Source organism: Actinomyces sp. S6-Spd3 (assembly GCF_000758755.1).
Taxonomy (GTDB): domain Bacteria; phylum Actinomycetota; class Actinomycetes; order Actinomycetales; family Actinomycetaceae; genus Pauljensenia.
Genome location: NZ_JRMV01000196.1, coordinates 120667 through 145164 on the forward strand (window position 1 = coordinate 120667; position 24498 = coordinate 145164).

Here is a 24498-nt window from a genome sequence, read left to right on the forward strand (position 1 = left end):
CGAGCGCCGGCGGAGTACCACTGGGTAGGACCTTACCGCGTTACGAGGCTTTCCGGGAACCGATGTGCTTTTCCGCGCGTCTTTTGTGGATAATTTTCGAGGCCGTGGCGACCCCCACGCGCGCACCCGCGCCTCCATGTCCATCGGCGGCAAGCCGGTCGTCCAGTAACGACACCGCCGCGCACAGGACGTAGAATGAGTCGTCAGTCCTGATACGCGAACCGCACAGTCCAGTAGGAAGTCTGGACGATGCCTCGCATCCGTCGCTGCGTCGAGCAGAATCCAGCGTCATCGGGTCCACCGTGGTGTACCTGGAGACGAGTAATGAAGACGGAATTCACACTATATTTCGATGGCCAGTTCTGGGTCGGTGTCATTGAGCGCCACGAGGCCGATCGTGTTCGCGCCGTTCGAATCGTGTTCGGTGCGCAACCCTCAGACGCGGAACTCTACGAGTTCCTTCTTGCTCACGCAAATGCGCTCTTATCCCGCCTCGACGAGGCCGCTTGGGCTTCCGATATCGGTCAATGCCAGGCGACGCATCACAACCCCAAACGGCGCACAGCGCCAAGCGTCCCATCTCGCTCGCCGCGCGCTTCCGTCCACTGCGTCGCAGGCAGCGATTCAAGCAGAACGAGAACGCACGGCGCAAGAACAAGCTTCCGCAACCAGGAAGGAGAAACGAGAGAAAGCTGAAGAGAAACGCCAACTCGCCCGCCTGAAAGCGAAAGCTCGCCACCGCGGCCACTAAGGACTGCACATTAACCTCTCGGCACGCACGTAAACCCCATGACCTGCGCGTGTGCGGCGCTGCATTCCTCGCCCCGGTGGCCACTTTCGCGCCGCTGCTGTTCTGAGGATTTCTCAGTAGTCGCCGTTTCCTCCCCCGCAGGCCCCAACCAGGGCTCGCGGGGGAGAATTTTGTCCAGGCGTCCTCCCGCATGCTCATGTCGTCCGTCGGCAAGCCGTTAGTCTTGTCAGACAGCCCCGGGAGGACGCCCCCATTTCCGTGCAGAACTGCCGCGCCTGCGCGCCGTTGCCGGTATAATGTCCCCATGGACTCCTGACATAATGCCTCCCTGCCCCTCCTCCCCTAGGTGCATTATGTCCACGATTGTCTTTTCCCACGTCTTCTTTTCCTACGGCACGCTGCCCGTCCTCACAAACGTCTCCTTCACGTGTGGGCCCGCCGACCGCCTCGCCGTTGTCGGCCCGAACGGGATCGGCAAGTCAACGCTGCTGGCCCTCGCAGCGGGCCGACTCCAGCCGGACTCCGGAACGATCGCCGGTCCAACACTCTCCGCGACCCAGCTAGTTCCCCCAATTCATCGGCCCGCGGCTACGCGGTCAGCACCGGGAGTCCCTCTGGCGTCCCGCCCTCCGCTCGCGGGAGACAGGGAGTCCCGCACCGTCGCACAGCTCATCGATGCCGCCACGTCAGGCATCCGCGGGCTGGCGGCGCGCTTCGACTTCCTCACCGAGCACCTCGCCACGGACCCCTCTCCGCGCGACGAAGCGGAGTACGACCGCGTCCTAGCGGCGATGATCACGCGGGACGCGTGGACCATCGACACGCGCCTCGAACAGACCCTGGAGGCCCTCGACCTAGGAGGCCTCGACCGCTCCCGCCCCCTCTCCTCCCTCTCTCCAGGGCAGCGTGCCCGCCTGCGCCTGGCCCTCACCCTCGTCGATCGACCAGAGGCCCTCGTCCTGGACGAACCGACGAACCACCTGGACACTGACGGGCGCGAGCACCTAGCACACACAATCGACGACTGGCAGGGGCCGGTGCTCATGACCAGCCACGACCGGGCCTTTATTGAGCGCACGGCGACGGCGCTGCTCGACCTGGATCCGACACCGTGGCGGGCGCTGGCAATCTCCAAGGGAGAGCCCGCGGACTTCGGGGCGTACAGGGTAGGAGGATCCTACTCGGACTACCTGCGCAACAAGGCCGCCGCACGCTCGCGACACACAGCGATCCATGCGGAACAGCAGGCCGAGAAACGCCGACTCGTATCTCACCAGCGGGATTCGATGGTGGTGGGGCATGCGCGCTTCAAACCCCGCACCGAGATACGGATGGCACAGAAGTACTATGCAGACCGCGCCCAAACTGTGTCGAAGAGGCGCATCAACGACGACTCCCGGAGGCTGTCGGTTCTCGCGGCACACGAAGTCCCCAAGCCCCGCTATGACCAGGGCGGGTTCTCTTTCCCCCGCGCGATGAGGACCACCACGGGCGGGACATCACCGCACCCACACGCAATGGGCATCGCCCTGGCCGTCCGCGGCGCGTCGGTCAAGGGACGCCTTGCACCGACCTCCTTCGAGGTGCGCTACGGCGAGCACCTCCTCGTCGCGGGGCCCAACGGGTCGGGCAAGACCACCCTGCTGGAGTGGATCGCACGCGGGGCGCCCAGCGGGGCGCAAGGATGCATCGACGCCACCTCCGGGGTCGTCCTCGTGCCCCAGGTGCTCCCGCGGCCCGGCGACCCCCTAATCCCCGAGAATGCGTGGTACCTGGGCATCGGGGAGGCCGGGAAGGGATTCGTCCCCCCAGCGGCGTGGAACCGGCCGCTCGGTGAGCTCTCCGCAGGAAACCAACGCAGGGCACAGCTGGCGTTCGCGGCGCGGGCCGACGCTCAGATCCTCGTGATCGATGAGCCCACGAACTACCTGGACCTGAACGCCCTGGAGTCCCTCGAAGAGGCGATGCGCGAGTGGGAGGGAACCCTGGTTATCTCAACGCACGACGAGTGGCTGATCACCCGCTGGTGGGGCAGAATCCATCAACTCGGCGGGACGTGAGGGAAGCAAGGACCCCCACATCGAACAGTCCCACATCGCACGGAGTCACTGTCCCCTCGCGCGTCACTCACTGACTGGGAACACAGTAACAGGATATGTACAATATTTTGTACATACGTGACGAAGTGAGGAGCCTCCATGAAGACCATGACCTACAGCGAGTCGCGCGCACGCTACGCCGAGGTCCTCGATCAGGTCGTCAACGACCGTGAGGAAATCATCATCACCCGCCAGGGACACGAAAGCGCCGTCATCATGGCGCTTGACGAGTACGAGTCCCTCATGGAAACCGTCTACCTCATGCAGTCCCCCGCGAACGCCCGCCACCTGCGTGAATCGATCGCCCGCCACCGCGCTGGTGAGGGTGTCGTCCACGACCTCGTTGACTTAGACGAAAACTGACCATGCACATCACATGGGACGAGGAAGCCTGGAACGACTATGTCTGGTGGCAGTTCGAGGACCGCAAGACCCTCAAACGCATCAACGCACTTATCAAAGACATCCAGCACAACGGAAACGAGGGCATTGGCAAACCTGAACCCCTCCGCTACGAGTTTTCGGGGTACTGGTCACGTCGAATCGACTCACGTCACCGCCTGATCTACCAGATCAGCGACGACGGTAAAACCCTCTGGATTATCTCCTGCCGCTACCACTACGGCCAGTAGCTCCCAAGGTTCTAGAGCAGCGCACTGCCCAGACGGCAGATGTTATCGATGTAGTGCTTGTACCAGGGAAGCGCTTCCCACTCGTCGATGGTGAGCAAATGAGATCTCGCAATGATGCGTTGTTCGTTTTCCAGGAGAAGATCAACAAGATGCGAATCTTGGGCCAGCAGCATGACTTCGTAGTTCAAGCCGAAGGAACGGTAATCCATGTTGGATGATCCGATTGCTGCAAGTTCCCCATCAACCACGACGTACTTTGAGTGCAGCATATTGGGCAGAGCGTAGAGGTGAACCTTTACCCCGGCTTTCAAGAGAAAACCGTAGTAGCTGCGCTGCGCGTGCCCCACCAAGAACTGATCGAATTGCTCGGAGACATAGAGATGGACGTCAACCCCCGACATCGCCGCACTTGTCAATGCCGTCAGGAGTGGTTCATCCGGAATGAAGTACGGGCTGGCGATAGATACATGCGTATGCGCCTGCGAGATCATCGAAACGAACATCCGCAGGTTCGGCTCTGTCGGGTAAGCCGGCCCTGAGGGGATGATCTGCATTGGTTTGCCCGGGGTTGGATCTGCCTGGTCAAGGTTAAGATCGTCGGCAGTCAGCTCTTCGCCCGAGGCGTAGTACCAGTCCGCCGCGAACACTGCCTCCATCTGGCGAACAATTTCGCCACGCACTTCAACCGACGTGTCGTGGTATTCAATCCCCGCTTTTTGATAGGCGGGAGTGTCATAGTCCGCAGCCACCATATTGTGCGAACCGATGAAACCGAATTCACCGTCAATCAGAAGGAGTTTACGGTGGTTCCGCAGGTCTGGCCGTCGAATTTGCCCCTTGAATAGATTGAAGGGAAGCATGATGTGCCATTGGATACCGGATTCGTCCAAGACTCGGCAAAAGTCGCGCCAGCCCGGAATTGTTCGCACCCCGTGATGGTCCACCAGCAAACGCACGCTCACTCCGCGAGCGCAGGCACGAACCAGGGCTTTGTAGAGCGGATCAGTGGACTGATCCCATGAGGTTTGGAAGTACAGGACATTGACGTGGTGTTGCGCCCGATCAACCTCACGGGCCATTGCCTTGAAGGTCTCGTCGGTGTCATTGAGAAGTTGAACCACTTCTCCGCTGCTAACAGGGAAGGAAGTCTGCTTCCTATTGAGCTGCATTAACGAGGCCGTTCGCTCAGGCAGAGCGCTGCTGCCTTCGTCAATTTCTGCGGATCCTTCGGGGTTTCCGCCACTGTGAGCTTTGTGAGAAGCCGCGCCCAGAATGCCCTTCACCAATTGGTGTGCCTTCGGATCAGAGCGCAGAGACTTTCCCATTGCCCACCAAGATCCGAAGATCAGATAGAGCGGAACGCCAACAACTGGCCATAAGAAAATGAGTAAAAGCCACGCGGTTGACGTAGATGCACGCCTCCGCTTCGGGACTACGCCCAATGCAATCAGTCGGATCACTAATTCAAATGTGCCGACAAGGAACCACACCCACAGGGGCGGCTGATGGCTCAGTGACGCGGGTAGTGGCATCGCAGTTACTCCTGATCCGATTCAACTCGAAGGAATCCCCAGCGAATTAAGGTCCGCACCTGCGGGAAGAGCTCATCCTGAAGCTGCGCGGGGTCACATTCCAGTAGGGCTGCAAGAGCCCCGCAAATCTGGCCAACGCTGAGTTCACCATCTGATGCACCAACCAAGGCACTTAGAGCAGTGGTCGAGGCAACCGATTGTCCAAGACCTCCCCCTTGGTGAAGAACCAAGGCAGAAGGATCTTGCGCTCCGGGCAGGAAATGCCGCTCTTCCGTAACATCCGAAGCAAAGTACAGGTGAAGGTCACTGAGATCATCTGGAAGCCGCAAGGATGCGAGCGCGCGCTGAACGTCTTCGCCGGATGGTGATTCTCCTCCTTCGAGTTCATCGCATTCACACACGCCCGGGCGCGGCGTATCGAGCTTTCGTAGGGCAACCATGCCCATGCCAATTTCAACGACTCCTGCCTGAACGAAGTCATCAAGCCACTGAGCATATTCGCGTTCGTAGTCTTCGCGCTGATGCAATTGCTGACCGGAGTCACGAAGCCACATTTCAACGTAGTGCGCGGGATCAAGCCTGTCGCGCTGCACAATCCAGGCGTCAACGGGAAGGTCTTCGACCCACGAGCGCACAACATTTTCCCAGTCGTCAGGGTGCCCCAAGCGTCCGGGAATCTCCCAATTCGCAAGGAGTTGCGTAACGCCGCCGGGCTTAAGGTAGTTCGGGCTTTCCCGGATCACTGTGCGCACCAGATGATCGCGGCTCATTCCGCCATCGCGGTATTCCAGAACCCCCGAGGTCCGAAGCGAATCTGGGGTGATGACAAAGGGCGGGTTCGAGGCGATGAGATCGAATTCTTCGCCTTCGACCGGTTCAAATAGAGATCCTTGACGAACATCCAATTCGACACCGTTAAGCGCAGCATTGAAGCGCGTGATCTCACACGCCCGCGACGACAGGTCTGTTGCAACAACGCGAGTAGCGTGTGTGGCCAAATACAAGGCCTGGATTCCGCATCCACACCCCAGGTCCAAGGCGGATTCGACAGGAGTTCGAAGCGTCGCCTTCAAGAGCGAGGTCGTTGCCCCACCGATTCCCAGAACATGATCTGGACGAATGGGTTCTCCCGTCACGTCTTCACCAAGGTCCGATAGGATCCACCAGTTCTTGAGGCCGCCTTGAAGCTGCGCCGCGTGAGGACGCAGGTCGTAATTTGCTTTGAAAAGTTGCTGACCCGAGGGCGAATCTACATCGAGTGCGGGAAAAATCAATCCCAAGTCGACCGCGCCACGCACTCCAAGAGTTGGCAGAGCTTGTGCCAGGACGTCCCCACTTTCCGCGCAGCCCAAGACAAAGAATCGCGTCAACACCGCAGCTGGGGAATCTGTCCGCTGAAGTTCGCGAACGGCAGGAACCCTTTGATTGCGCATGAGCGCAGCGCGCGCCGTCGGGCTGATCATGGTTTCCATCGCGTCAACGCTCCACCCGGCGCTACCCAGGTCTGCTGCCAAGCGCGCGATCAATCCGGGTTCCAATCCCGGCGTCGGACTGGGAAGAGTGTCAATCAATGATTCCGTCATAGCATTACTTTCTCACGCCTGACCTGCATCTGCGTCGACTTATTCATGCAAGTTCTCACGCACATATTCCCACGTCCTCCCCCACCGCGCAGGCCCTCCCACTCGCCCATTAGAATGCCTGTGTCCCCAAGGAAAAGGATGAGTGGATGTCTGGCGGACTGGTAGCGCTTTTGGACGATATTGCGACTCTGGCAAAAGCAACGGCTTCGTCTATTGATGACGTTGCATCAAGCGCGGTGAAGGTATCGGCCAAAGCGGTTGGCGTCGTCATCGACGACACTGCCGTCACTCCGCAGTACGTCTCCGGACTTTCCCCCAAGCGCGAGCTGCCGATTATCGGGAAAATCGCCAAGGCCTCGTTAATCAACAAGCTGGTTATTATTCTGCCGGTCGCGCTGCTGCTGACCTGGTTTGCACCGCAGGTTTTGCCTTTCCTCCTCATTGCGGGCGGCGCTTACCTGTGTTTTGAGGGGGGAGAGAAAGTTCTCGAGGCCCTGCACTGGCTCCCCGAACACGAAGACTTAGCCGAAGACACGGCTCCTCAAAGCGCGGAAGACCTCGAAAAAAGCATCGTTTCTTCAGCCTCACGCACCGACCTTATTCTTTCCTCGGAGATCATGCTGGTCTCCATGGACGGACTGAACGCCGAGTCCATGTCGATACGGGTCGCGGTCTTGATCGCGGTCGCTTTCTTCATGACTTTCTTTGTCTACGGAATCGTTGCTGTCCTGGTGCGCATGGATGATTTCGGGCTTCGCTTGGCCAAGGGCGCGACGCATCCGGACGATAACCGCCCCGGTCCCGGGGATAATATCGGCCGTGGGATTGTGCACGTGATGCCCAAGGTTTTCAACACAATCGGTGTCGTTGGAACGATTGCGATGCTGTGGGTGGGCGGACACCTCGTCATCGAGAACCTTGCGAAGGTGGGCGTCGGCTTCTTCCACAACGTCGTGTCGACGATTGAGCACACGCTCGCTTCGGGCGGCGGTTTCCTTGGCTGGCTTGTTGAGACCGCGTGTGCGGCAGTGTTTGGCATTGTGCTCGGCTCGCTGATCACCGGAGTTGTTGTTGGGGTTTCCCATCTTTTCCGCCGAGGCCGAGGCCACTGACCCTTTCCCCTCTCCCCTTTTGCGTGGTGCGTTGAGCGCTGAGTGAACTCGCCCACCTATGCACTCACACATAGGGACTTAAGTACTAGTCTTGGGGTATCAACCCCTAAGTGTAAGGAGAGCCCGATGAGCGTTTACACCCTTCCCGAACTTCCCTACGATTACGCGGCACTGGAGCCCCACATCTCTGCAAAGATCATGGAGCTGCACCACGACAAGCACCACGCCAACTACGTGGCCGGCGCAAACACTGCACTGGAGAAGCTGGAAGCAGCTCGCGAAGCTGGCGATTTTGCCGCAATCAACCTGTGGGAAAAGAACCTGGCCTTCAACCTGGGTGGCCACACCAATCACTCGATCTTCTGGACGAACATGACCGGCGACGGCGATTCTCGCCCCGAAGGCAATCTGGCCGACGCCATCAACGAATTCTTCGGCTCCTTCGAGAAGTTCCAGGCACAGTTCGCTGCCGCGGCCCTTGGCCTGCAGGGCTCCGGCTGGGCCGTCCTCGCATGGGACACCCTGGGTAAGCGCCTCGTGACCTACCAGCTGACCGATCAGCAGGGCAACATCCCCGTTGCAACCGTTCCGCTGCTCATGCTGGACATGTGGGAGCACGCTTTCTACCTGGATTACCTCAACGTCAAGGCCGACTACGTCAAGGCCTGGTGGAACGTTGTGAACTGGGAGAACGTCGCACAGCGTTTCGCAGCGGCCCTGTGATCACTGCTCATTAGCCTCAAAGCTTGTGGCCCCCACCTTTTGGCGGGGGCCACGGCATTCTCCACTGACAAGATTCAGAAGCGACAACAGGCGTTATCCAAGACGCGTCTGGAGTTCTTGATACTGAGCAAGTTTTTGCTGAACATCAGCGATGTAGCTGATCAGCATGACTTCATCAACGCGGTGATTCCGCGCGAAGTTTGCAATCGTCTGAGCGACCTGGTCGTAGGTACCGATGATGATCGAGCGATCGCGTTGTGCCCAGCGCAGTGCGTCTTCCCGATCTTCGGCGCTCATCTGCTCGGGTCGTTGGAATCGCACGGGGCGCCCCAGTCGCAAACACATGCGGAAGCTCAATGCTGGAAGGGCCTGTTCTAGGGCTTCCGCTTCAGTTTCTGCAGCGCTCACCGCGAGCGCGGAAAGGGTCTGTCCTTGGCCCTCACCCAGATTTTCGGGCAGGTGTGCGCGGTAGTGGTCCATGACTTCTGGCTGTTGCTGACCGCTAAAGAACTGCGCATAGGCATAGTTCATGTTTCGAGTACCCGCCCACGCCGCACTCTGCCCAGAAGAACCCAGAAGCCAGAGTTCGGGAAGCTCCTCGGGGCGCGGGTAGACACCAACTGAGGCGTAGGGGTGCCCCTCCGGCAAAGTCCCTCGCATGAAGGCCAAAGTTTCATCGATTAGGGCATTGATCGATTGCGGATCGATCGTTGTCCCCTGGTTGAGTGCGCGAGCGGAAATCATGTCACCGCCGGGGGCACGTCCCAATCCCATGTCGACGCGTCCAGGGAACAAGGTGGCAAGAGTGAAGAACTTTTCTGCCATCTGCAAGCTGCCCTGATGCATGGCCATCACGCCGCCCGAACCAATGCGAATACGCGAGGTTCGGTCCAAAAGGTGGGTCATCACCAGCTCGGGAGCGGAGGACATAAAGACCGGTGTGTTGTGGTGCTCTGCGATCCAGAAGCGATGGAAATCCAATTCTTCCAGTCCGCGAGCCAAGGACACCATGTCTTCCAGTGCCTGATGCGGCGTGGATCCGTCAAAAAGCGGAACCTGTTCCAGGGCTGAGAGGCGCATTGTTACCCTTCCGTTTCACAAAATATCCGCTACTTAAACACGGTTATTCCTGAGGATATTCCCCTAGAGAAGAGCGCGCCGGCCGAGCGATTGTCCGCACAAGCGCCAGCCCAGCCAACACCTCAACGCTCACCTCAGCGGAAAGCGGCACCTCGCCTCGGCGGAATTGCGGGCATTCCCAAGCCAACCACGCGGCGTCCCTCACCATCGGAGGAACCACCACCGGAGCCGCACCCGCAACCTCCGCAGGAGGCACCAGCGACGACCTCGCCGCCCAGGTCTTCGGAATCGAAATCAATCCCGACCAGCTGCAGCACGCCGTCGTCTTGACCATCGCGCTCGGCAGCATTGTGCTGTTGCACAGCGGTTGCCAGCATCAGCTTGATTCGGTTGAGCTGATTGACTTCCGAGGCGCCCGGGTCGTAGTCGACCGCGACAATGTTGGCTTGCGGGTAGCGGTTGCGCAGTGCGCGGAACATGCCCTTTCCAACGATGTGGTTGGGCAGGCATGCGAATGGCTGCGCGCAGATGATGTTCGGGCATCCGTGTTCGATCATGTCGACCATCTCAGCCGTGAGGTACCAGCCTTCACCTGCCTGGTTACCGAGGCGCGCGATGTCCTCCGAGCGCGAGATCATCTCTTCGATGTCGCGGTGAGGTTCGAACTTCCCATTCGTCTCTTCGAAAGCGCGATGGACCGGAACCTCATACTTCTTGAGGAGCCACAGAGCCATGGGCAAGATCTTGCGCTGTTTGCCGTCGATACCCAGATTCTCATAATCCCACTCCGCGGTCGCAACCGAATTGTGGAAGAACTGCATGAGTCCGGGAAGCTCAGCCTCACAGCCCTCAGCCTCGATGACGTCAACCGCGTGGTTATTCGCATCGGGGTGGAACTTCACGAGGATCTCTCCCACCAGCCCAACGCGAGGTTTACGCGGAATATCACGCAATTCCAGGGCGTCAAACTCTGCAACGCAGCGCTTGATCAGTGTCGAATAGCGCAGGCGCCCCGTCAGCAGACCCGTCGGACCGACGCGTCCCAAGGTCTCAGAGCGATCACTGACGACCCACTCGCGCACGATCTGATCCCAGCGACGGTACAGCTCCATCGCGCTTCCGGGCACGGCCTCGTAGGGACGCACGCGAAGAAGCATGGACTGGATCGCGTCGCCGATGACGAAGGACTGAATCGCCTTGTGGATATGGCGAATTCCAATCTTGAAACCGGGGTTGTCTTCCAATCCCTGAACGGAAAGCGCAATGACCGGGACCTGCGGATATCCCGCATCGCGCAGGCCCTTACGCAGCAGTGCAGCGTAGTTCGTTGCGCGGCACATTCCGCCCGTCTGCGTGATGCCGACTGCGGTCTTATCGGGATCCGCGCGCCCCGACACGAATTCGTCAATGAGCTGACCGATGACGACGATTGCGGGGTAGCAGGAGTCATTGTTGACGTACTTCAGGCCCGTTTCCATGGTCTGACGGCTCGTGTGCTCAAGGACTCGAACATTGAGCCCCGCGCGCCTGAAGAGCGGCTCCAGGAAACGGAAGTGGATAGGCGACATCTGCGGGGCAAGAATTTCGTATCCCGCATCGCGCATTTCCTCGGTGAAGACGGCCCGCGCTTCAATGTGTCCGGCCTTGACCTGCTCGGATTCTTCGCGCGCGGCAACCGAAGCCGGGTCCTCGTGCACCGCGGTATCGATCGTTCCCGAGGCCATGGTTCCTCGCTCTGCAACCGCCGCTTCCAGGGAACGCAGGCGGATCTTCGCGGCACCCAGGTTCGATACTTCGTCGATCTTGAGGACCGTGTGCACGTCGCCGCGTCCCTCAAGGATTTCTTGGACCTGGTCGGCGGTGATCGCGTCAACGCCGCAGCCGAAGGAGTTGAGCTGGACCATCTCAAGGTCAGGCTCATCGCCCACGCGAGCGGCGGCCTCGTACAGGCGCGAATGGTAGGACCACTGGTCGCGCACGCGAAGGGGGCGCTCCAAGCGCTGGTCGATGATGGAGTCCTCGGTGAGGACGGCCATTCCCAGGCCAATGATGACCTCGGGGATACCGTGGTTGATTTCAGGATCGAGGTGGTAGGGACGGCCCGCCAAGACAATTCCACGCACTCCGTGTTCACGCATCCACTCGAGCGCTTCACGACCCTTTTCCTTAATTTCAGCCTTGACCGCTGCGTCTTCTTCCCACGCCTTGTCCAGCGCGCGGGTCATTTCTTCGACGCTGATGTCGTAGCCATACTGCGCGAAGGTACGCACGAGGTGAGCGGGCAGGTAGTCGCGATTGCCGAAGTTGATGAAGGGGCTGATGAACTTCACGCCCGGCTCATTCAGGCGTTCCATATTGTTGCGGATGACTTCGGGGTAGGTTGCAACGACCGGGCAGTTGAAGTTGTTATCCGCGTCGGTGAGCTTTTGCTCGAAATCAACGCAGGGGTACCAAATCGTTGTGATTCCCTTGTCCAGCAGGGATTCAATGTGTCCGTGGACAAGCTTGGCCGGGTAGCACACGTTTTCGGAAGGGATCGATTCCATTCCCTGTTCGAATAGCTCGTGGTTGCTTCGCCCGGAGATCATGACGCGGAAACCGAGCTCGGTGAGCATCGTGAACCAGAAGGGGTAGTTCTCGTACATGCCCAGAACTCGCGGAATACCAATGTCACCGCGGAATGCCTTGGCTTCGGTGAGGCGTCGGTACCCGAAGATCCTCTTGTACTTCCAGTCATAGAGGTTGGGGAGGTCCGACTTGCGTGGAACCTTTTCGAGACTTGCCCCGCGTTCACAACGGTTCCCCGATACATGCCTTTCTCCGTTGGAGAAGGTCGAGATCGTCATCTGGCAGTGGTTTTGGCACAGGCGGCAGGTCTTGCGTGTGGTCTCGACTTGGAAGTCTTCGAGGTCTTCCACGCGCGCGAGCGTCGACTCACCTTCGCCACTATCGTGCATGCGGGCCGTAAGCGCCGCACCGTAAGCGCCCATGAGTCCGGCGATATCGGGGCGAACAACCTCGCGGCCGGTGAGCAGCTCGAATGCGCGAAGAACCGAGTCGTTGAGGAAGGTTCCACCCTGGACAACGACGCGTTCGCCCAGATCCGAGGGGTCCTTGAGCTTGATGACCTTGTACAGGGCATTACGCACGACCGAGTAGGACAGACCGGCGCTGATATCGCGCACATCCGCGCCTTCTTTTTGCGCCTGCTTGACCGATGAATTCATGAAGACCGTGCAGCGCGTTCCCAAGTCGACGGGGCTGCTCGATTCCATTGCCATCTGCGCGAAGTTTCGCACGTCGGTTCCCATGGTCTGCGCGAAGGTTTGCAGGAAGGACCCGCAACCTGAGGAGCAGGCCTCGTTGACGGAAATTGAATCGACTGCGTGGTCTTTGATCCGCAGGTATTTCATGTCTTGGCCGCCGATGTCGATGACCGAGGTGACACCGGGCTGGATGAATTCCGCGGCGCGATAGTGCGCCATTGTTTCGATTTCGCCCTCGTCCATGGTCAGGGCCGCGGTGACCAGACCTTCGCCGTATCCGGTTGCGCAGGATCGACCAATCACGGTCCCTTCGGGCAGTTCCGAGCGAACGCGGCGGACGATGTTGACGGCCGCAGCGACGGGGTCGCCTTCGTTCGAGGCATAGTGGGTGAAGACGATCCTGTCATCTTCGTCAATGACGACGGCTTTGATGGTGGTTGAACCAGCATCAATTCCGAGCCAGCAGCGCCCGTGGGCCTGCGAGAGGTCGGCCTTGGGGATGACTTCTTGCGCGTGGCGCTGGACGAATTCTTCTTTTTCTTCCGGGGTTGCGAAGAGGGGGCGCATGCGCGCGGATTCCGCTTCGACGTGCGCGGTGGCGAGGCGGTCGATGAGGTCAGCAAGCGGGCTTCCCTGTTCTTCACCTCGTTTCTTTGCCTCTTTCGAGGCCAAGAGCGCAGCCCCGATAGCGACGTAAAGTTGCGCGTTTTCCGGGGTGATGAAGGACTCTGCCTTGGGGAGCAGGGTTTTGTAGGCCTCGCGGAGTTGAGGGAGGAAGTGCAGCGGGCCGCCAAGGAACATGACATTTCCGCGGATGGGGCGACCGCAAGCCAGACCTGCGATGGTTTGGGTTGCGACCGCGCTGAAGATCGAGGCCGCGAGGTCCTCGTGCGCGGCGCCCTGGTTGATCAGTGGCTGGATATCCGATTTCGCAAAGACACCGCATCGCGAGGCGATCGGGTAGAGCTGAGTGTGCGCTTCGGCCAGCGCGTTCAGTCCCGAGGCGTCGGTGTGGAGCAGTGTGGCCATCTGGTCGATGAATGCTCCGGTTCCACCCGCGCAGGTTCCGTTCATACGCTGCTCGGGTGTGGGGTGAAGGTAGGTGAGTTTTGCGTCTTCACCGCCCAATTCGATGACGACGTCGACTTCTGGGTGGAGCCGCTGGGTGGATTCCGTTCCGGCGATGACTTCCTGAACGAAGGGGATGCCCATTGCTCGGGCTGTCGTCAGGCCGCCCGAACCGGTGATCGCAGCTTGGACGACCAGTCCCGGGTAGATGTCCTCGATGTCTTCGAGGAGGTGTCCGAGTTCGGCGCGAACATCAGCGTTGTGGCGGCGATAGTCGGAGAAGAGGATGCGGTTGCCGTCCAAGACAACGGCTTTGACCGTCGTTGAGCCCACATCAATACCGAGCTGGCACGGGTGTTCGGGCGTGCTTTCGGCGTGTAGACGTGAGCCTTCAATGATCTGCGTATCCATACTGCGAAACTATGACGCAGATTTCTAATTTCCAAACTGTTGAAATTAGACTGAAGGCATGACTCAATCACGGGCGACAAAGGCAGAAAAACAGCGAAAAGAGCCTTCGGATTCCCTGAAGGAGCCCTCAGAAGTTTCATCAGATGTTGAAACTTCTGAATTGAATAAAGAAACATCTCCTCTTTCTAAAATCCATCGAGGGCCATCAGCCTCCCGCGGAGAAATCAAAAAACGCATTATCGAAGCGGCGCGCGGCGAGTTCGTTACTCAGGGCTATGACCACACGACGATGCGCTCAGTTGCCCGCAGTGCGGGCTGTGATCCCGCTTTGATCACCTACTACTTCAACACCAAGCAAAAGCTCTTCCGCGCCTGCATGGACCTCCCCCTCGATCCGGCCTCGGAAATCATCGCACTCCTCATGCCAGGACCCAAAGATGCGGCGCGACGCCTCGTGGATTACGTCCTCGATCTGTATGAGCACAAACTGACCTCAGAAACGCTCACCGCCCTCATGCGCGCTCTCACCACCGACACCTCAACATCACAGCGTTTCCGCACCTACATGCGCAGCGATGTCCTTGAGCAAGTGAGCCACTTCTTGGCCGCAGATCCCGCCGATGCGCGCCGCCTCGGGGAAATGCTTGAGCTCCTCTTATCGATGCTCTACGGAGTCGTGACAATGCGCTACATCATCGCCTTGGAACCCCTGGCAAGCATGCCGCGCCAACGAATCCACGCCACCCTTACCCCATTCATCCAAGAACGCATTGACGAAATCTTCGTCTCTCTTCTTCCGCAGTAAACTGCCATTTTTCGGCGCGCGCACGCCGCAACTAAGCACTGCTATTGGCACAATTGCACTATGACAACTCACGCCCCCACCGATGAAGAACGCGCTGCCTTTGTTGCCTCGCGACCCAAGCGTCGCTGGTGGCGAACACGCAGGAGCACGGCATCTGGCAGTGTCGGCGGAAGAGTCATGTACTTCGCTCGCAGCGCCAGCGTTATCGACTCGGTCAGCAAGGCGCACTACCTGGAAGACACGGATCTTGCGTTGCGCACCGGATCGACGGTCGCCGTTTTTGACCCACAGGCAGTGCGTAGGCGCTCAATTGCCCTTGCTGTGGCCGGGCTTCGCCCACTCGACGCGGGCTCGGTGTGGATGCCAGCGCGCAGCCGCAGCGTTCTCATTTCCCCGGACGAGGTTTTGATTCCCTCCCTGACGCTGTCCCAGAACCTTGTTGTTCCCTGCGCCGCAATGGGAGAGATCGTCGATCCGGGTGAAATCCGCCGGCGGGCCGCGCGGCTTGGCGTTGATCTTGATCGAGTCGCACGCGATGTCAGCGCCACCGATCTCTTGAAGTTCCAGGTCCTCCGCGCACTGATCTACCGTGCCGTTTTGGTTGTCGTTAGCGATTTCCCTATCCAGACCGAAGATGCGCCCTCCTTTGAGGACTTCTCCGAGGCGTGCGAACTTCTTCGCGCCAGTGGCGCATGCGTCGTCTTCTTCACCGACAGCCCCGAGGCCGCGGCCTTGGCTCAGCGTGTGCTCATCGTTGCCAATAGCACGATCGTCGCCGACGCTGCTGGCCTTGATGCACACTTCATTCGCATGGCCTGCGATGCCATTAACGAGAATCCCAGTGCCTATCTCGGCCCCATTCCCCGAGCAGGTGAGCCCGTTACTTCTGATTCGCCCGTCCCCGCTTCGGAGGAAGACGCCCTCGCCGACGAGGCGGAGGCACCCACTGAAGACGAAGCCGACGACGATTCCGAAGCACGTGCAGAGGAAAGTTCTTCCAGCAATGTCACGCCCGCGGCCTCGGAAGGTGACGAAACTTCCGTTTCCGACACCGCGGAGGACGGGGAAGACGATGCTTCCACCTCGGTAATGAACAACCAGGCCACGGTGACGCCGAATTGGCACCCGCTGACCACGCGGGTCATACGAACAGCGGACTCCCCCTTGCCCACTCCCCTTCCCTCGCAGTGGGAAGAAAACCCGGAGACTGCGGAGATCGCGTTAGCTGCAATCGAGCAAGCACGCCGCTTCCATCGCATCGAGCAGGCACGCGCCTCACTGGGCGATGAGCTCAAGGAACAGCTCAACGAGGACCTGCCCACTGCCGCGGAGACAAGCCCGCAAGAGCGGGCGCTGATTGAGCATGCGCAAAAGATTTTGGGCGAGCTACCCGGATCGGTCATCCCCGATAACGAGGATTCAACGGCTGAGGGTGACTAACTCGCGACTTTGAGTCCTACTCGCGGCTAATTCGTGTCAAAATGAGAGGGTGACTGCACTTCGGTGCCCATCTTCATAGGAAGCGATGCAGGTATGAGCAACGACCATCCCTCATTTGGGCAGGCTCCCTCCGGGTCTCAGCCTCCCAGCATTGGCGAGCTTTTTGGCCGCATGACGGGGCAGATCTCTTCGTTGATTCGCGGAGAAATTGCACTGGCAAAGACTCAGGCAATGACGTTCCTGAACTACACAAAGGCAGGAATCGGCGCATTGGCCGTTGCTGGCGTTCTTGCGCTCTACGGTCTGGGCTGGATCTTCCACAGCATTGAGCTGGCTCTGGCCTTAGTTCTTCCCGCATGGGCAGCATCCTTGATCGTATGTGGCGGAATTTTCTTCTTCGTCTTGGTCCTTGCGTTTGTTGGAATTTCAAAGCTCAAGAAGTCGCGCGCACATGTTCCCCATCCTCAAGATGGCTTGAAGGAAAGCATGGATGCCTTGAAGAAGGGAGCTCACAAAGATGAGCAATGATCAGCAGGCACAGATTCCCGCCCCCAGCGCCGCAGAAATCGAGGCGCAGCTGCGGGCAACCCGCGAAGAGCTGACGCAGACCGTCGATCAGCTTGTTGGCCAGCTTCAGCCTTCCTACCAGATCGAGCAGGCCAAGAATAAGGCTCGCCTCAAGGTCGAAGAGCTTAAAATCCGCGCCCGTTTGATCACCGAGCAAGCTCGCGAAGGCGATCCTGAAGCTCTCAAGACTCTGGGAATTGTTGCCTGCTCCACGGCTGCAATTGTCGGTCTTGTCGCGTGGCGAGTCGTTTCGCGCATCAAGAGGTCTCGCGCGAACTTCTAGCGCTGAGCGCGTAATTTTGGCTCCACCTAGCACTTCAGGTGGGGATCGGGCATCGTTTTTAGGTATGATGTTCCCACGAAACATTTTGAACACCTAGGGCACCGCTTGTGCGGACCCGACCGACGTAGAGGGGGTCGACGCCATGGGGCGCGGCCGTCAAAAGGCCAAGCAGACGAAAGTCGCACGAAAGCTGAAGTATTTCAGCCCTGACACCGACCTGGATGCACTCCAAAGGGAGCTTGCAGCCGGGCACGAGGCGCATAGCGAAGAGCAGCAGACAGACGAAGATGATCTGTACGCGCGCTACGCGGATTACGCCGAAGATGACCAGTCTGCAGATGATGATCATTGGGATGACGAAGATTACTGGACGTCCCCTTCTTCGCAATCGCGAAAGTAGCCGAGCTCTTCCGCTTTAAGACATACGGAAACGCCGTCAGACGGGTTTGCTATACCCTTCTGACGGCTTTCTTCTATGTGGCATAGGTAGGAGGAGCCAAGTCTTGCGCTTATAAGCCTCTAAAGGCTTGAAGGAGCATCAGCACACTCTTTACCCGGATAAAACACAGTCCCGGTGGCGAATTCTCGCCACCGGGACCAGTGCTTTAGAGCATCAGCTCGCTAGATGGTCAGCCCATCCTGCGACGCGATGCGACTGCCGCACCACCGGCAAGGAGAGCGGCTAGGCCAGCTCCCAGGAGGATTCCACTGTCTGCGCCGGTCTTTGCCAGAGGAGACTTGGGATTCTTCGGCTTATCGGGAGTGCTCGGCGGAACCGCGGGAGGATTCGACTCTGAGGGTGCCGGAGGCACCGAGGCAGTGGTCGACGTTGAGGGGCTCGGCGTCGTCGAAGTGGACGGCGAAGGTGTGGGCGTCGTGCTCACTGCAGGAGTCGGGGTAGTCGTAGACGGGGTCGGAACCGGAGTGGTGGTGCTCGGGGTCGGAACCGGAGTAGTCGTCGACGGAGTCGGTGCAGGCGTCGTTGTCGAAGGTGTCGGCGAAGGCGTCGGTGTCGTGGTGGACGGAGTCGGCGAAGGCGTCGGCTTCGGCTTGGTCACGTTCGTCACCGTTGCGGTGTAATCCTTTTCAGGATTAATCGTCAGGGTTGCAGTCTTCTTGTCTGCACCCAAGGTCACGCCCTCGGACTGGTCAAAGACACCGGAGGTCGCGTTATCCCACAGAACACTTGCATCGGGAAGGTTCTTTTCCTTGATGCTGACCTTCGTTCCGATAGGCAGCTTGTCCGGGTAGGTGTAGGTCTGTCCCTTCTTAACAGTGACCGTTTCAGTCCTGTCAACACCGGGGCCCTTCAGGGTGACCTCGAAAGTGAAGTCCGGGTTCTCGGTCAGCGCTGCGGCAGAATCATCGACCTTCTTCGCAATGGAGAAGACCTGACGTGCCGCTGCACCTGCATCTGCACCCAGGACGACGTCCTGAGCAGAGACCATGCGGGTTTCCATGTCATTCGCAGTGATAGTCGCGGTGTTCCAGTAGTGGCCGGAAACAACCTCGGGGGTGTGACCGTACAGAACAATGATCGCGAACTTATTTGCGGGAACCTCGGGAAGCTTGATTTCCAGCTTGTTCGCCGAGCAGCTGATGGTCGCGTTCTGACGAATTGCTCCGCCGGACACATCTGGCCCGTCGTAGCCGTTAGCGACCGAGTCGACGAGCTTGAGATTGGCTTCGTTGTTCTTCAACAGCGGTTCAAGGTCATCGCAGTTGAAGTCCCACTTCGTGTCTTCGGAGTTGTCAACAACGCTGACATTTTTCAGACCGGTGTCGCCACCGGGAACCGTGATACGCCACGCAAGCGTGCGGTTCCTGTTGTACACGTTGAAGAGCCAGCCGTCCTTGCGGAAGTCCACACCAACGCCGATGCCCGGTTGAATGTCGACGTCAACCGACTTCGTCTCGGTCAGCTTGAAAGGCTGCTTCTTACCAACCTCATTTTTGGACAGGGTCAGCTGTGCGGTGGTGATCACCCAACCGTCCCAAGAGGCTGCGCCTTCGGCCGCATCATTGAAGACGACCTTGACGTTACCATCCTGATCCCAGGTGCCACAGCCAATGACTGTGCCCGTCGACGACTTCACGTCGAAGTTGAAGGGCATGATCGGCTTAGCTGACTGAGTCGAAACCTTGTACTGGAAGTACTCGCCCGCGTGAACCTTCGAGCTGGTCGACCACTTCACCTTGAAACCAACGGTCGCTGCGACAGTGAAACTTGTCTTCGGGGTGCCGTTTTGATCGGTCAGCTCAGGATCACTGATCGTCATGTTGGACGTGATATTGGTTGTGGGCGCGGGGCAGCTTGCTGCAACCGCGGCGGGGGCGTGATCGGAAAGAACCTCAACAGCCCCGATTCCACCAACCGCTAATGTCAGTGCTGCAAGCGCTGACACAGCGCGTTTCGTGCGTAGGTTTGACACAGTCAAAACTCCATAATTCACGAGTGAATAAATACTCTTAAAGAATACAGCACCTGAGCACGAATTTCATAGGTTTTTTTCAGACGAACTAGCTGTGATCAGCACTAATACTATCATCAAGTGATACTAAGAAATCATCCTCATCAACCACGGCTCCGCCTGTAATCGCATGGATAATAGTTGCGGCGGATTCAATATCGCGGATCGATCGCATCCGTTCCAAGCGCTCACTGCGTGTGACGATCACCTCAGGAATCTGAACCTGCCCCTTCGGGAGCCACCGCAGTCGATACTCAATAACTGCCCCCTGCGCCCACTGTTCCCATCGCAGTACGTGAGGAGCACGCTCAACCTGGTGCGCCTCGATCATCATCATCGACTGATTGGCAATGGGAGCCAGCAGCGCATATCCATCAACTACCTGCTCCGCGGCCTCCGCACGCTCACGGTCACGAGCCAGCGCCTCGCGCAATTCATCACTAAGTTCGGGGGCCACCGAACGAAGCTCCCTCTCTGCTGCGGCTTCTCGACGCGTCTGAGGAGGCGCATCCTGGCCAATGAGCTCACGCGAATCGATGACCTCGGGGAAGGCAGCGGACAAGGCCTTGGCAAGCTGAGCAGGACCCAGCCAGCGCGGAGTATAGATCGCCAAGGACACCGCGGAATCCGGATCGGGTTGAATAATGCGGCCACTGCCCGCGATGCGCAGCGCACCCGCAAGGCGACGAGCCATCCGCTCCAGCACAAGCAAAACCTGGTACTCAGTACCGAAGGGCAGTCCCTCGGGGAAAGCCTCAGCCCAGCGATCACTGCCGCGCAATTCCTCGGGAACACGCGCGCCTCGCATCGGCTCACACTCCAAAACCCACGCGCTGGTCAGATCCGCACCCAAGCCAAGTTCGCCTCGGACATTGACGGGGAGAGACCAGGGGCCGGACAATTCCACTCCCCCGCGCAGGTGCAGGCGTCCGGGAGCCACCCAATGGGCCTCGTCCCAAGCGGAAACGGCAAGCGCCTCAAGCTCATCGTCCTCGACGGAAGCACCCACGCAGAAAAGGTGGTGATCCTGAGCAAGCTCAAGAGGCAGCGGCAAAATCTCCCGCTCGCCCGCCGAAGCGCCCATAGATACGCGTGCCACGTGATCATCGATGCGGATCTCGCCGGTGTCGTTCACTCGCAGGGCGGTATCAAAAGCACGCAGCCCTCCCACTGAAGTCATCGAGGTCTGCGTCAAAGGATGCGAAGCAGTCTGACTCAGCGCGGATTCTCCACCGCCACGCGCGGAATCATGCGCTTCCCCAGCGGGGACCGCATCCATTCGTTCGCGAAATGACCGGCGACGAGGCGGCAATGAAGCTTCCTGTCCCACGATTAGCGCTCGATACGGGTACGAGTGAAGCGCAGGTGGGTGCGCGAGGGCGTGGGGCCGCGCTGTCCCTGGTAGTGCGAGCCGAGACCCTCACTTCCGTAGGGGTGCTCGGCGGGAGAAGACAGGTCGAAGAAGCACAGCTGACCGATCTTCATTCCCGGGTAGAGAAGGATCGGCATGGTCGCAGTATTCGACAGCTCCAAGGTCACGTGGCCCGAGAAACCGGGGTCAATGAAGCCAGCGGTCGAGTGGGTGAGAAGGCCAAGGCGTCCAAGCGAAGACTTACCTTCCAAGCGCGCCGCAATATCGTCGCCCAGGGTGACCAATTCGTAGGTCGCGCCCAGCACGAATTCGCCGGGGTGAAGAACGAAGGGATCATCCGGCCCCACATCGACACTGTGGGTGAGGTCAGACTGGTCGGCCGCGGGGTCGATCACCGAGTAGCGATGGTTGTCAAAAAGCCGAAAAAGCCGATCCAAGCGCACGTCAATACTTGCGGGTTGAATCAGAGAGCGGTCCAGCGGATCCAGTTGGATTCGTCCGCTATCGAGGCTTGCCGAAATATCGCGATCACTGAGCAGCATGGTGCCATTCTCGCACAGTTTCGGCTGCCTATTGTGCCTCGGCGGGCGCGTTGGCTGACGGCTAAGCTACCTCTTGTGCCAACCCCAAATTACGAGATGCTTCGCGCCCCGATCCTCGCGTGGTACGAGCTCCATCGCCGCGAGCTCCCCATGCGCGCGAGCGACGTCTCACCGTGGGGAACCTTGGTCTTTGAGGTGATGAGCCAGCAAACCCCGATCCCGCGCGTGCAGCCAATTTGGGAGCGGTGGATGAGGCTGTGGCCGACTCCTGCGGATTTCGCTGCCGCTTCCCCTGCCGAGGCTTTGGTCGAGTGGGCACACCTGGGTTATCCCTCGCGGGCACTGCGGCTTCGCGAGTGTGCGCAGGTTATTGTGCGCGACTTCGGTGGGTCCGTTCCCGATAGCTACGAGGCCTTGTTGGCTTTGCCCGGGATCGGTCCCTATACCGCGAGTGCTCTTGCTTCCTTCCAATTCCACGAGCAGATTCCCGTCTTGGATACGAATATTCGCCGAGTTTTTGCGCGAGTACGTGACGGGGTGGAGTTCGCTCGGCGCAGTGCACCTTCTCGCGCCGAGTTCGCAGCCGCGCTTGATTGGTTGCCCGAAAATGGTGCGGATTGCGCTCGTTGGAATGTGGCGATCATGGAGTTTGGGGCGCTCGTGTGCACGCAGCGCTCCCCCAAGTGCCAGGATTGTCCACTGCGCGAGGACTGCGCTTGGGCAAACGCGGGTTTCCCGCCCGCCGAAGTGCGGCCTCGTGGGCAAAGGTGGAAGGGAACGGACCGGCAAGCGCGTGGGCGGGTAATGGCGGCGCTACGCATTTCTCCCGATGGACTTTCCATTGACGAGGCGGTGGCTGCGGCACGCTTGGAAGGTGCGGATCCCGAGCAGGCACCTCGGGTCATTGAGGCACTGATCAGCGATGGCCTGGTTGCCGAAGATTCGACAACCAGGCGCATCACACTTCCTCGGGAGTGAGGAAGAAGGGAGGCCTTGGAGGGGAGGCCTATCCCTTCACGGCTCCAGCCAAGGCGAAGCTTCCTCCCGAGACCTTTTGCATGATCGCGTAGAGGATCAACGCCGGGCTGGAGTAGATCACTGCGAATGCGGCCAGTTTTCCGTAGACGACCGCGCCGTGCGTCCCAAAGAATTGGTAGATGGCAACGGCTGCGGGCTGAATGTCCGGGTCAGTCGTGAGGATGAAGGGGACGAAGAAGTTCCCCCAGGTCGCGGTGAAGATGAAGATGAAGACCACCAAGAGGCCTGGCTTCATCAGCGGTAGGACGATGGTGCGCAGTGCCTTGAGCGCGCTGGCGCCGTCGACCCAGGCGGCTTCTTCGAGAGATACGGGGACGGAGTCCATGAAGTTTTTGAGCATCCACACTGCCATTGGCAGGGAGGTTGCGGTCATGAAGCAAATAATCCCCGGGATTGAATCGATCAAATCCATGCTGACGAAGAGCGAATACACAGGAACCATGAGCGCCGTGATGGGAAGGCAGGTCCCAAAAAGAATCGTGTACATGAATCCGCGCGCGAAACGACTCTTGTAGCGAGAAAGCGGATAGGCCGCGAGTGCGCCAACGAACACGGTCAAAATTGCCGTGCCGAAGGAGAGAATCGCAGAGTTCCACAGCGGCAGCCATGTGCGATCAAATGTCGCAATATCCGAGTAATTCGAGGTCGTGAAGTGCTCGGGGATGCTTAAGGACACCGTGGCGGTCGGATTGAAAGATGCGAAGAGAACCCATGCCAGTGGAACGACAAAGGAGATGCCGATCAGGGCAAGGATGGTGCTTGAAATCAGACGGACGGTCTTTTCTCGCGGGTTCGCGACGGAGGGGATTTCTTTGCGCTGGGTAGCCATCAGTCCACCTCCGGCTTGAGAGCGCGAATGTAGACCAGCGCAAAGAGTGCACCCAGAACAATGGTCACGGTCGCGATAGCCGTTCCGTAGCCAATCAGAGAGTTCTTAAAGGCTTCTTGGTAAGCCATGACCGGGAGGGTCGTGGATTGAGTGCCCGGGCCACCGCCTGTCATAACCCAGAGAAGGGTGAAGACGCCCAGGGTCTGAAGGGTCGTCAACAGGAGGTTTGTCGAGATAGAGCCCTTGATCATCGGCAGGGTCACGAAGCAGAATCGCTGCCAGCCCCGTGCGCCGTCAACCTTCGCGGCTTCTTGAATCTCAGGCGGAACTTCGGCCAGCGCAGCGGAGTAGACCATCATCGAGAAAGCTGTTCCGCGCCAGATATTCGCCATGATCACGGAGAACATGGGGAAGGTCAACAGCCAGGTTGTTCCGCCGAGGCCGATGTAGCTCAGCAGCGTATTTAGCGTTCCGTCGGTGGAGAAGAAGGCGTAGAGCGCGAAGGCTGCGACGATCTCCGGCATGACCCACGCGATGACAACGACGCCGCCAACCAGGGTGGAGAGAATCTTGGGGGCTTTGCTCATGAGCATGGCAAGGGCTAGTCCCAAGATATTTTGGCCGATCACCGCCGAGGCGACAACGAAGATGATCGTCAGCAGGACCGCTTTCCAGAATGCTCCACTGGACAGCAGATCCGCGTAGTTCTCGAGGCCGACAAATTCAGGATTTGCTGCTTTGTAGCCCGAGAGGGCGGCATTGGTCAAAGACCCATACACCGAATATGCAATGGGACCTACGAGGAACACCGCCATAAGGGCAACTGCTGGAAACAGAAGACCCATTCGGCCCGTTTGGCGGGCGGCGCGAGCAAGTAGCGTCTCGCGTCGCCCG

General features: G+C 59.2%; 21 protein-coding genes and 1 pseudogene. 13 read left to right on the forward strand and 9 right to left on the reverse strand.

The window, feature by feature from the left end; translation table 11 throughout:
* Positions 1-324 precede the first annotated feature (324 nt).
* From HMPREF1627_RS10850 to HMPREF1627_RS01620, 5 genes and pseudogenes are all read left to right on the forward strand, one after another.
* Positions 325-477: pseudogene (locus tag HMPREF1627_RS10850) on the forward strand (DUF2992 family protein); the annotation flags it as partial.
* Positions 476-751 (forward strand): DUF2992 family protein, encoded by a 276-nt coding sequence (locus HMPREF1627_RS10855; protein WP_267958466.1) that lies wholly within the window; start codon positions 476-478, stop codon positions 749-751. The pseudogene HMPREF1627_RS10850 and the gene HMPREF1627_RS10855, both read left to right, overlap by 2 nt.
* A gap of 353 nt (positions 752-1104) precedes the next feature.
* Entirely contained in the window at positions 1105-2811 is a 1707-nt protein-coding gene (locus HMPREF1627_RS01610) for an ATP-binding cassette domain-containing protein (RefSeq protein WP_034500490.1), read from the forward strand.
* 138 nt (positions 2812-2949) lie between these two features.
* Positions 2950-3213, forward strand: a complete 264-nt coding sequence (locus tag HMPREF1627_RS01615; protein WP_034500492.1) for a type II toxin-antitoxin system Phd/YefM family antitoxin — start codon at positions 2950-2952, stop codon at positions 3211-3213.
* 2 nt (positions 3214-3215) lie between these two features.
* Positions 3216-3482, forward strand: coding sequence for a Txe/YoeB family addiction module toxin (locus HMPREF1627_RS01620; RefSeq protein ID WP_034500493.1), 267 nt, complete (start codon positions 3216-3218; stop codon positions 3480-3482).
* An 11-nt stretch (positions 3483-3493) separates the two neighbouring features.
* On the opposite strand, the gene cls is transcribed toward HMPREF1627_RS01620, so the two are convergent.
* Both cls and HMPREF1627_RS01630 read right to left on the reverse strand, forming a co-directional pair.
* Positions 3494-5014, reverse strand: coding sequence for a cardiolipin synthase (gene cls, locus HMPREF1627_RS01625; protein ID WP_034500495.1), 1521 nt, complete (start codon positions 5012-5014; stop codon positions 3494-3496).
* Positions 5015-5019: 5 nt separating this feature from the next.
* A complete protein-coding gene (locus HMPREF1627_RS01630) occupies positions 5020-6597 on the reverse strand; it encodes a DUF7059 domain-containing protein (RefSeq protein ID WP_034500496.1) in 1578 nt (525 codons plus the stop codon).
* Positions 6598-6743: 146 nt separating this feature from the next.
* Between HMPREF1627_RS01630 and HMPREF1627_RS01635 the strand changes: the two genes are divergently transcribed.
* Positions 6744-7709 carry a DUF808 domain-containing protein gene (locus tag HMPREF1627_RS01635; RefSeq protein WP_034500497.1) on the forward strand — a complete coding sequence of 322 codons (966 nt, stop codon included), beginning with the start codon at positions 6744-6746 and terminating at the stop codon, positions 7707-7709.
* 126 nt (positions 7710-7835) lie between these two features.
* Entirely contained in the window at positions 7836-8432 is a 597-nt protein-coding gene (locus HMPREF1627_RS01640) for a superoxide dismutase (RefSeq protein WP_034500498.1), read from the forward strand.
* A gap of 93 nt (positions 8433-8525) precedes the next feature.
* Here the strand turns inward: HMPREF1627_RS01640 and HMPREF1627_RS01645 are convergent, their stop codons facing one another.
* Together HMPREF1627_RS01645 and HMPREF1627_RS01650 are read right to left on the reverse strand one after the other, a co-directional pair.
* On the reverse strand, positions 8526-9512 hold the full coding sequence (locus tag HMPREF1627_RS01645) for an MsnO8 family LLM class oxidoreductase (RefSeq protein ID WP_034500500.1): 987 nt from the start codon (positions 9510-9512) through the stop codon (positions 8526-8528).
* A 134-nt stretch (positions 9513-9646) separates the two neighbouring features.
* A complete protein-coding gene (locus HMPREF1627_RS01650; RefSeq protein ID WP_034500501.1) occupies positions 9647-14257 on the reverse strand; it encodes an acyl-CoA dehydratase activase-related protein in 4611 nt (1536 codons plus the stop codon).
* A gap of 58 nt (positions 14258-14315) precedes the next feature.
* Here HMPREF1627_RS01650 and HMPREF1627_RS01655 point away from each other — a divergent pair, with 58 nt between their 5' ends.
* The 5 genes from HMPREF1627_RS01655 (at position 14316) to HMPREF1627_RS01675 (ending at position 17752) form a co-directional block, all read left to right on the forward strand.
* On the forward strand, positions 14316-15062 hold the full coding sequence (locus HMPREF1627_RS01655; RefSeq protein ID WP_034500503.1) for a TetR/AcrR family transcriptional regulator: 747 nt from the start codon (positions 14316-14318) through the stop codon (positions 15060-15062).
* Between the two features lie 60 nt (positions 15063-15122).
* On the forward strand, positions 15123-16502 hold the full coding sequence (locus tag HMPREF1627_RS01660) for a hypothetical protein (RefSeq protein WP_034500505.1): 1380 nt from the start codon (positions 15123-15125) through the stop codon (positions 16500-16502).
* Positions 16503-16595: 93 nt separating this feature from the next.
* Positions 16596-17030, forward strand: coding sequence for a phage holin family protein (locus HMPREF1627_RS01665; protein WP_034500506.1), 435 nt, complete (start codon positions 16596-16598; stop codon positions 17028-17030).
* A complete protein-coding gene (locus HMPREF1627_RS01670; protein ID WP_034500507.1) occupies positions 17020-17352 on the forward strand; it encodes a DUF3618 domain-containing protein in 333 nt (110 codons plus the stop codon). The genes HMPREF1627_RS01665 and HMPREF1627_RS01670 overlap by 11 nt, the downstream gene beginning before the upstream one ends.
* A gap of 142 nt (positions 17353-17494) precedes the next feature.
* Complete coding sequence (locus tag HMPREF1627_RS01675; protein ID WP_034500508.1) at positions 17495-17752, forward strand: DUF3073 domain-containing protein; 258 nt, start codon at positions 17495-17497, stop codon at positions 17750-17752.
* Between the two features lie 229 nt (positions 17753-17981).
* On the opposite strand, the gene HMPREF1627_RS01680 is transcribed toward HMPREF1627_RS01675, so the two are convergent.
* The 3 genes from HMPREF1627_RS01680 to dcd all read right to left on the reverse strand — a co-directional run bounded on the left by HMPREF1627_RS01680 (position 17982) and on the right by dcd (position 21737).
* On the reverse strand, positions 17982-19784 hold the full coding sequence (locus HMPREF1627_RS01680) for an Ig-like domain-containing protein (protein ID WP_034500510.1): 1803 nt from the start codon (positions 19782-19784) through the stop codon (positions 17982-17984).
* An 88-nt stretch (positions 19785-19872) separates the two neighbouring features.
* Positions 19873-21153, reverse strand: a complete 1281-nt coding sequence (locus tag HMPREF1627_RS01685) for a hypothetical protein (RefSeq protein ID WP_234305196.1) — start codon at positions 21151-21153, stop codon at positions 19873-19875.
* Positions 21154-21155: 2 nt separating this feature from the next.
* On the reverse strand, positions 21156-21737 hold the full coding sequence (dcd, locus tag HMPREF1627_RS01690) for a dCTP deaminase (protein ID WP_034500512.1): 582 nt from the start codon (positions 21735-21737) through the stop codon (positions 21156-21158).
* 150 nt (positions 21738-21887) lie between these two features.
* On the opposite strand from dcd, the gene HMPREF1627_RS01695 reads away from it, so the two are divergent.
* The gene (locus HMPREF1627_RS01695) at positions 21888-22715 is read left to right on the forward strand and encodes an A/G-specific adenine glycosylase (RefSeq protein WP_199805862.1); all 828 of its coding nucleotides are present in this window, start codon (positions 21888-21890) and stop codon (positions 22713-22715) included.
* Between the two features lie 28 nt (positions 22716-22743).
* Here HMPREF1627_RS01695 and HMPREF1627_RS01700 read toward each other — a convergent pair whose 3' ends face one another.
* Entirely contained in the window at positions 22744-23604 is an 861-nt protein-coding gene (locus HMPREF1627_RS01700) for a carbohydrate ABC transporter permease (protein WP_034500515.1), read from the reverse strand.
* The coding region (locus HMPREF1627_RS01705) for a carbohydrate ABC transporter permease (RefSeq protein WP_034500561.1) at positions 23604-24498 on the reverse strand (895 nt) is incomplete at its 5' end. The genes HMPREF1627_RS01700 and HMPREF1627_RS01705, both read right to left, overlap by 1 nt.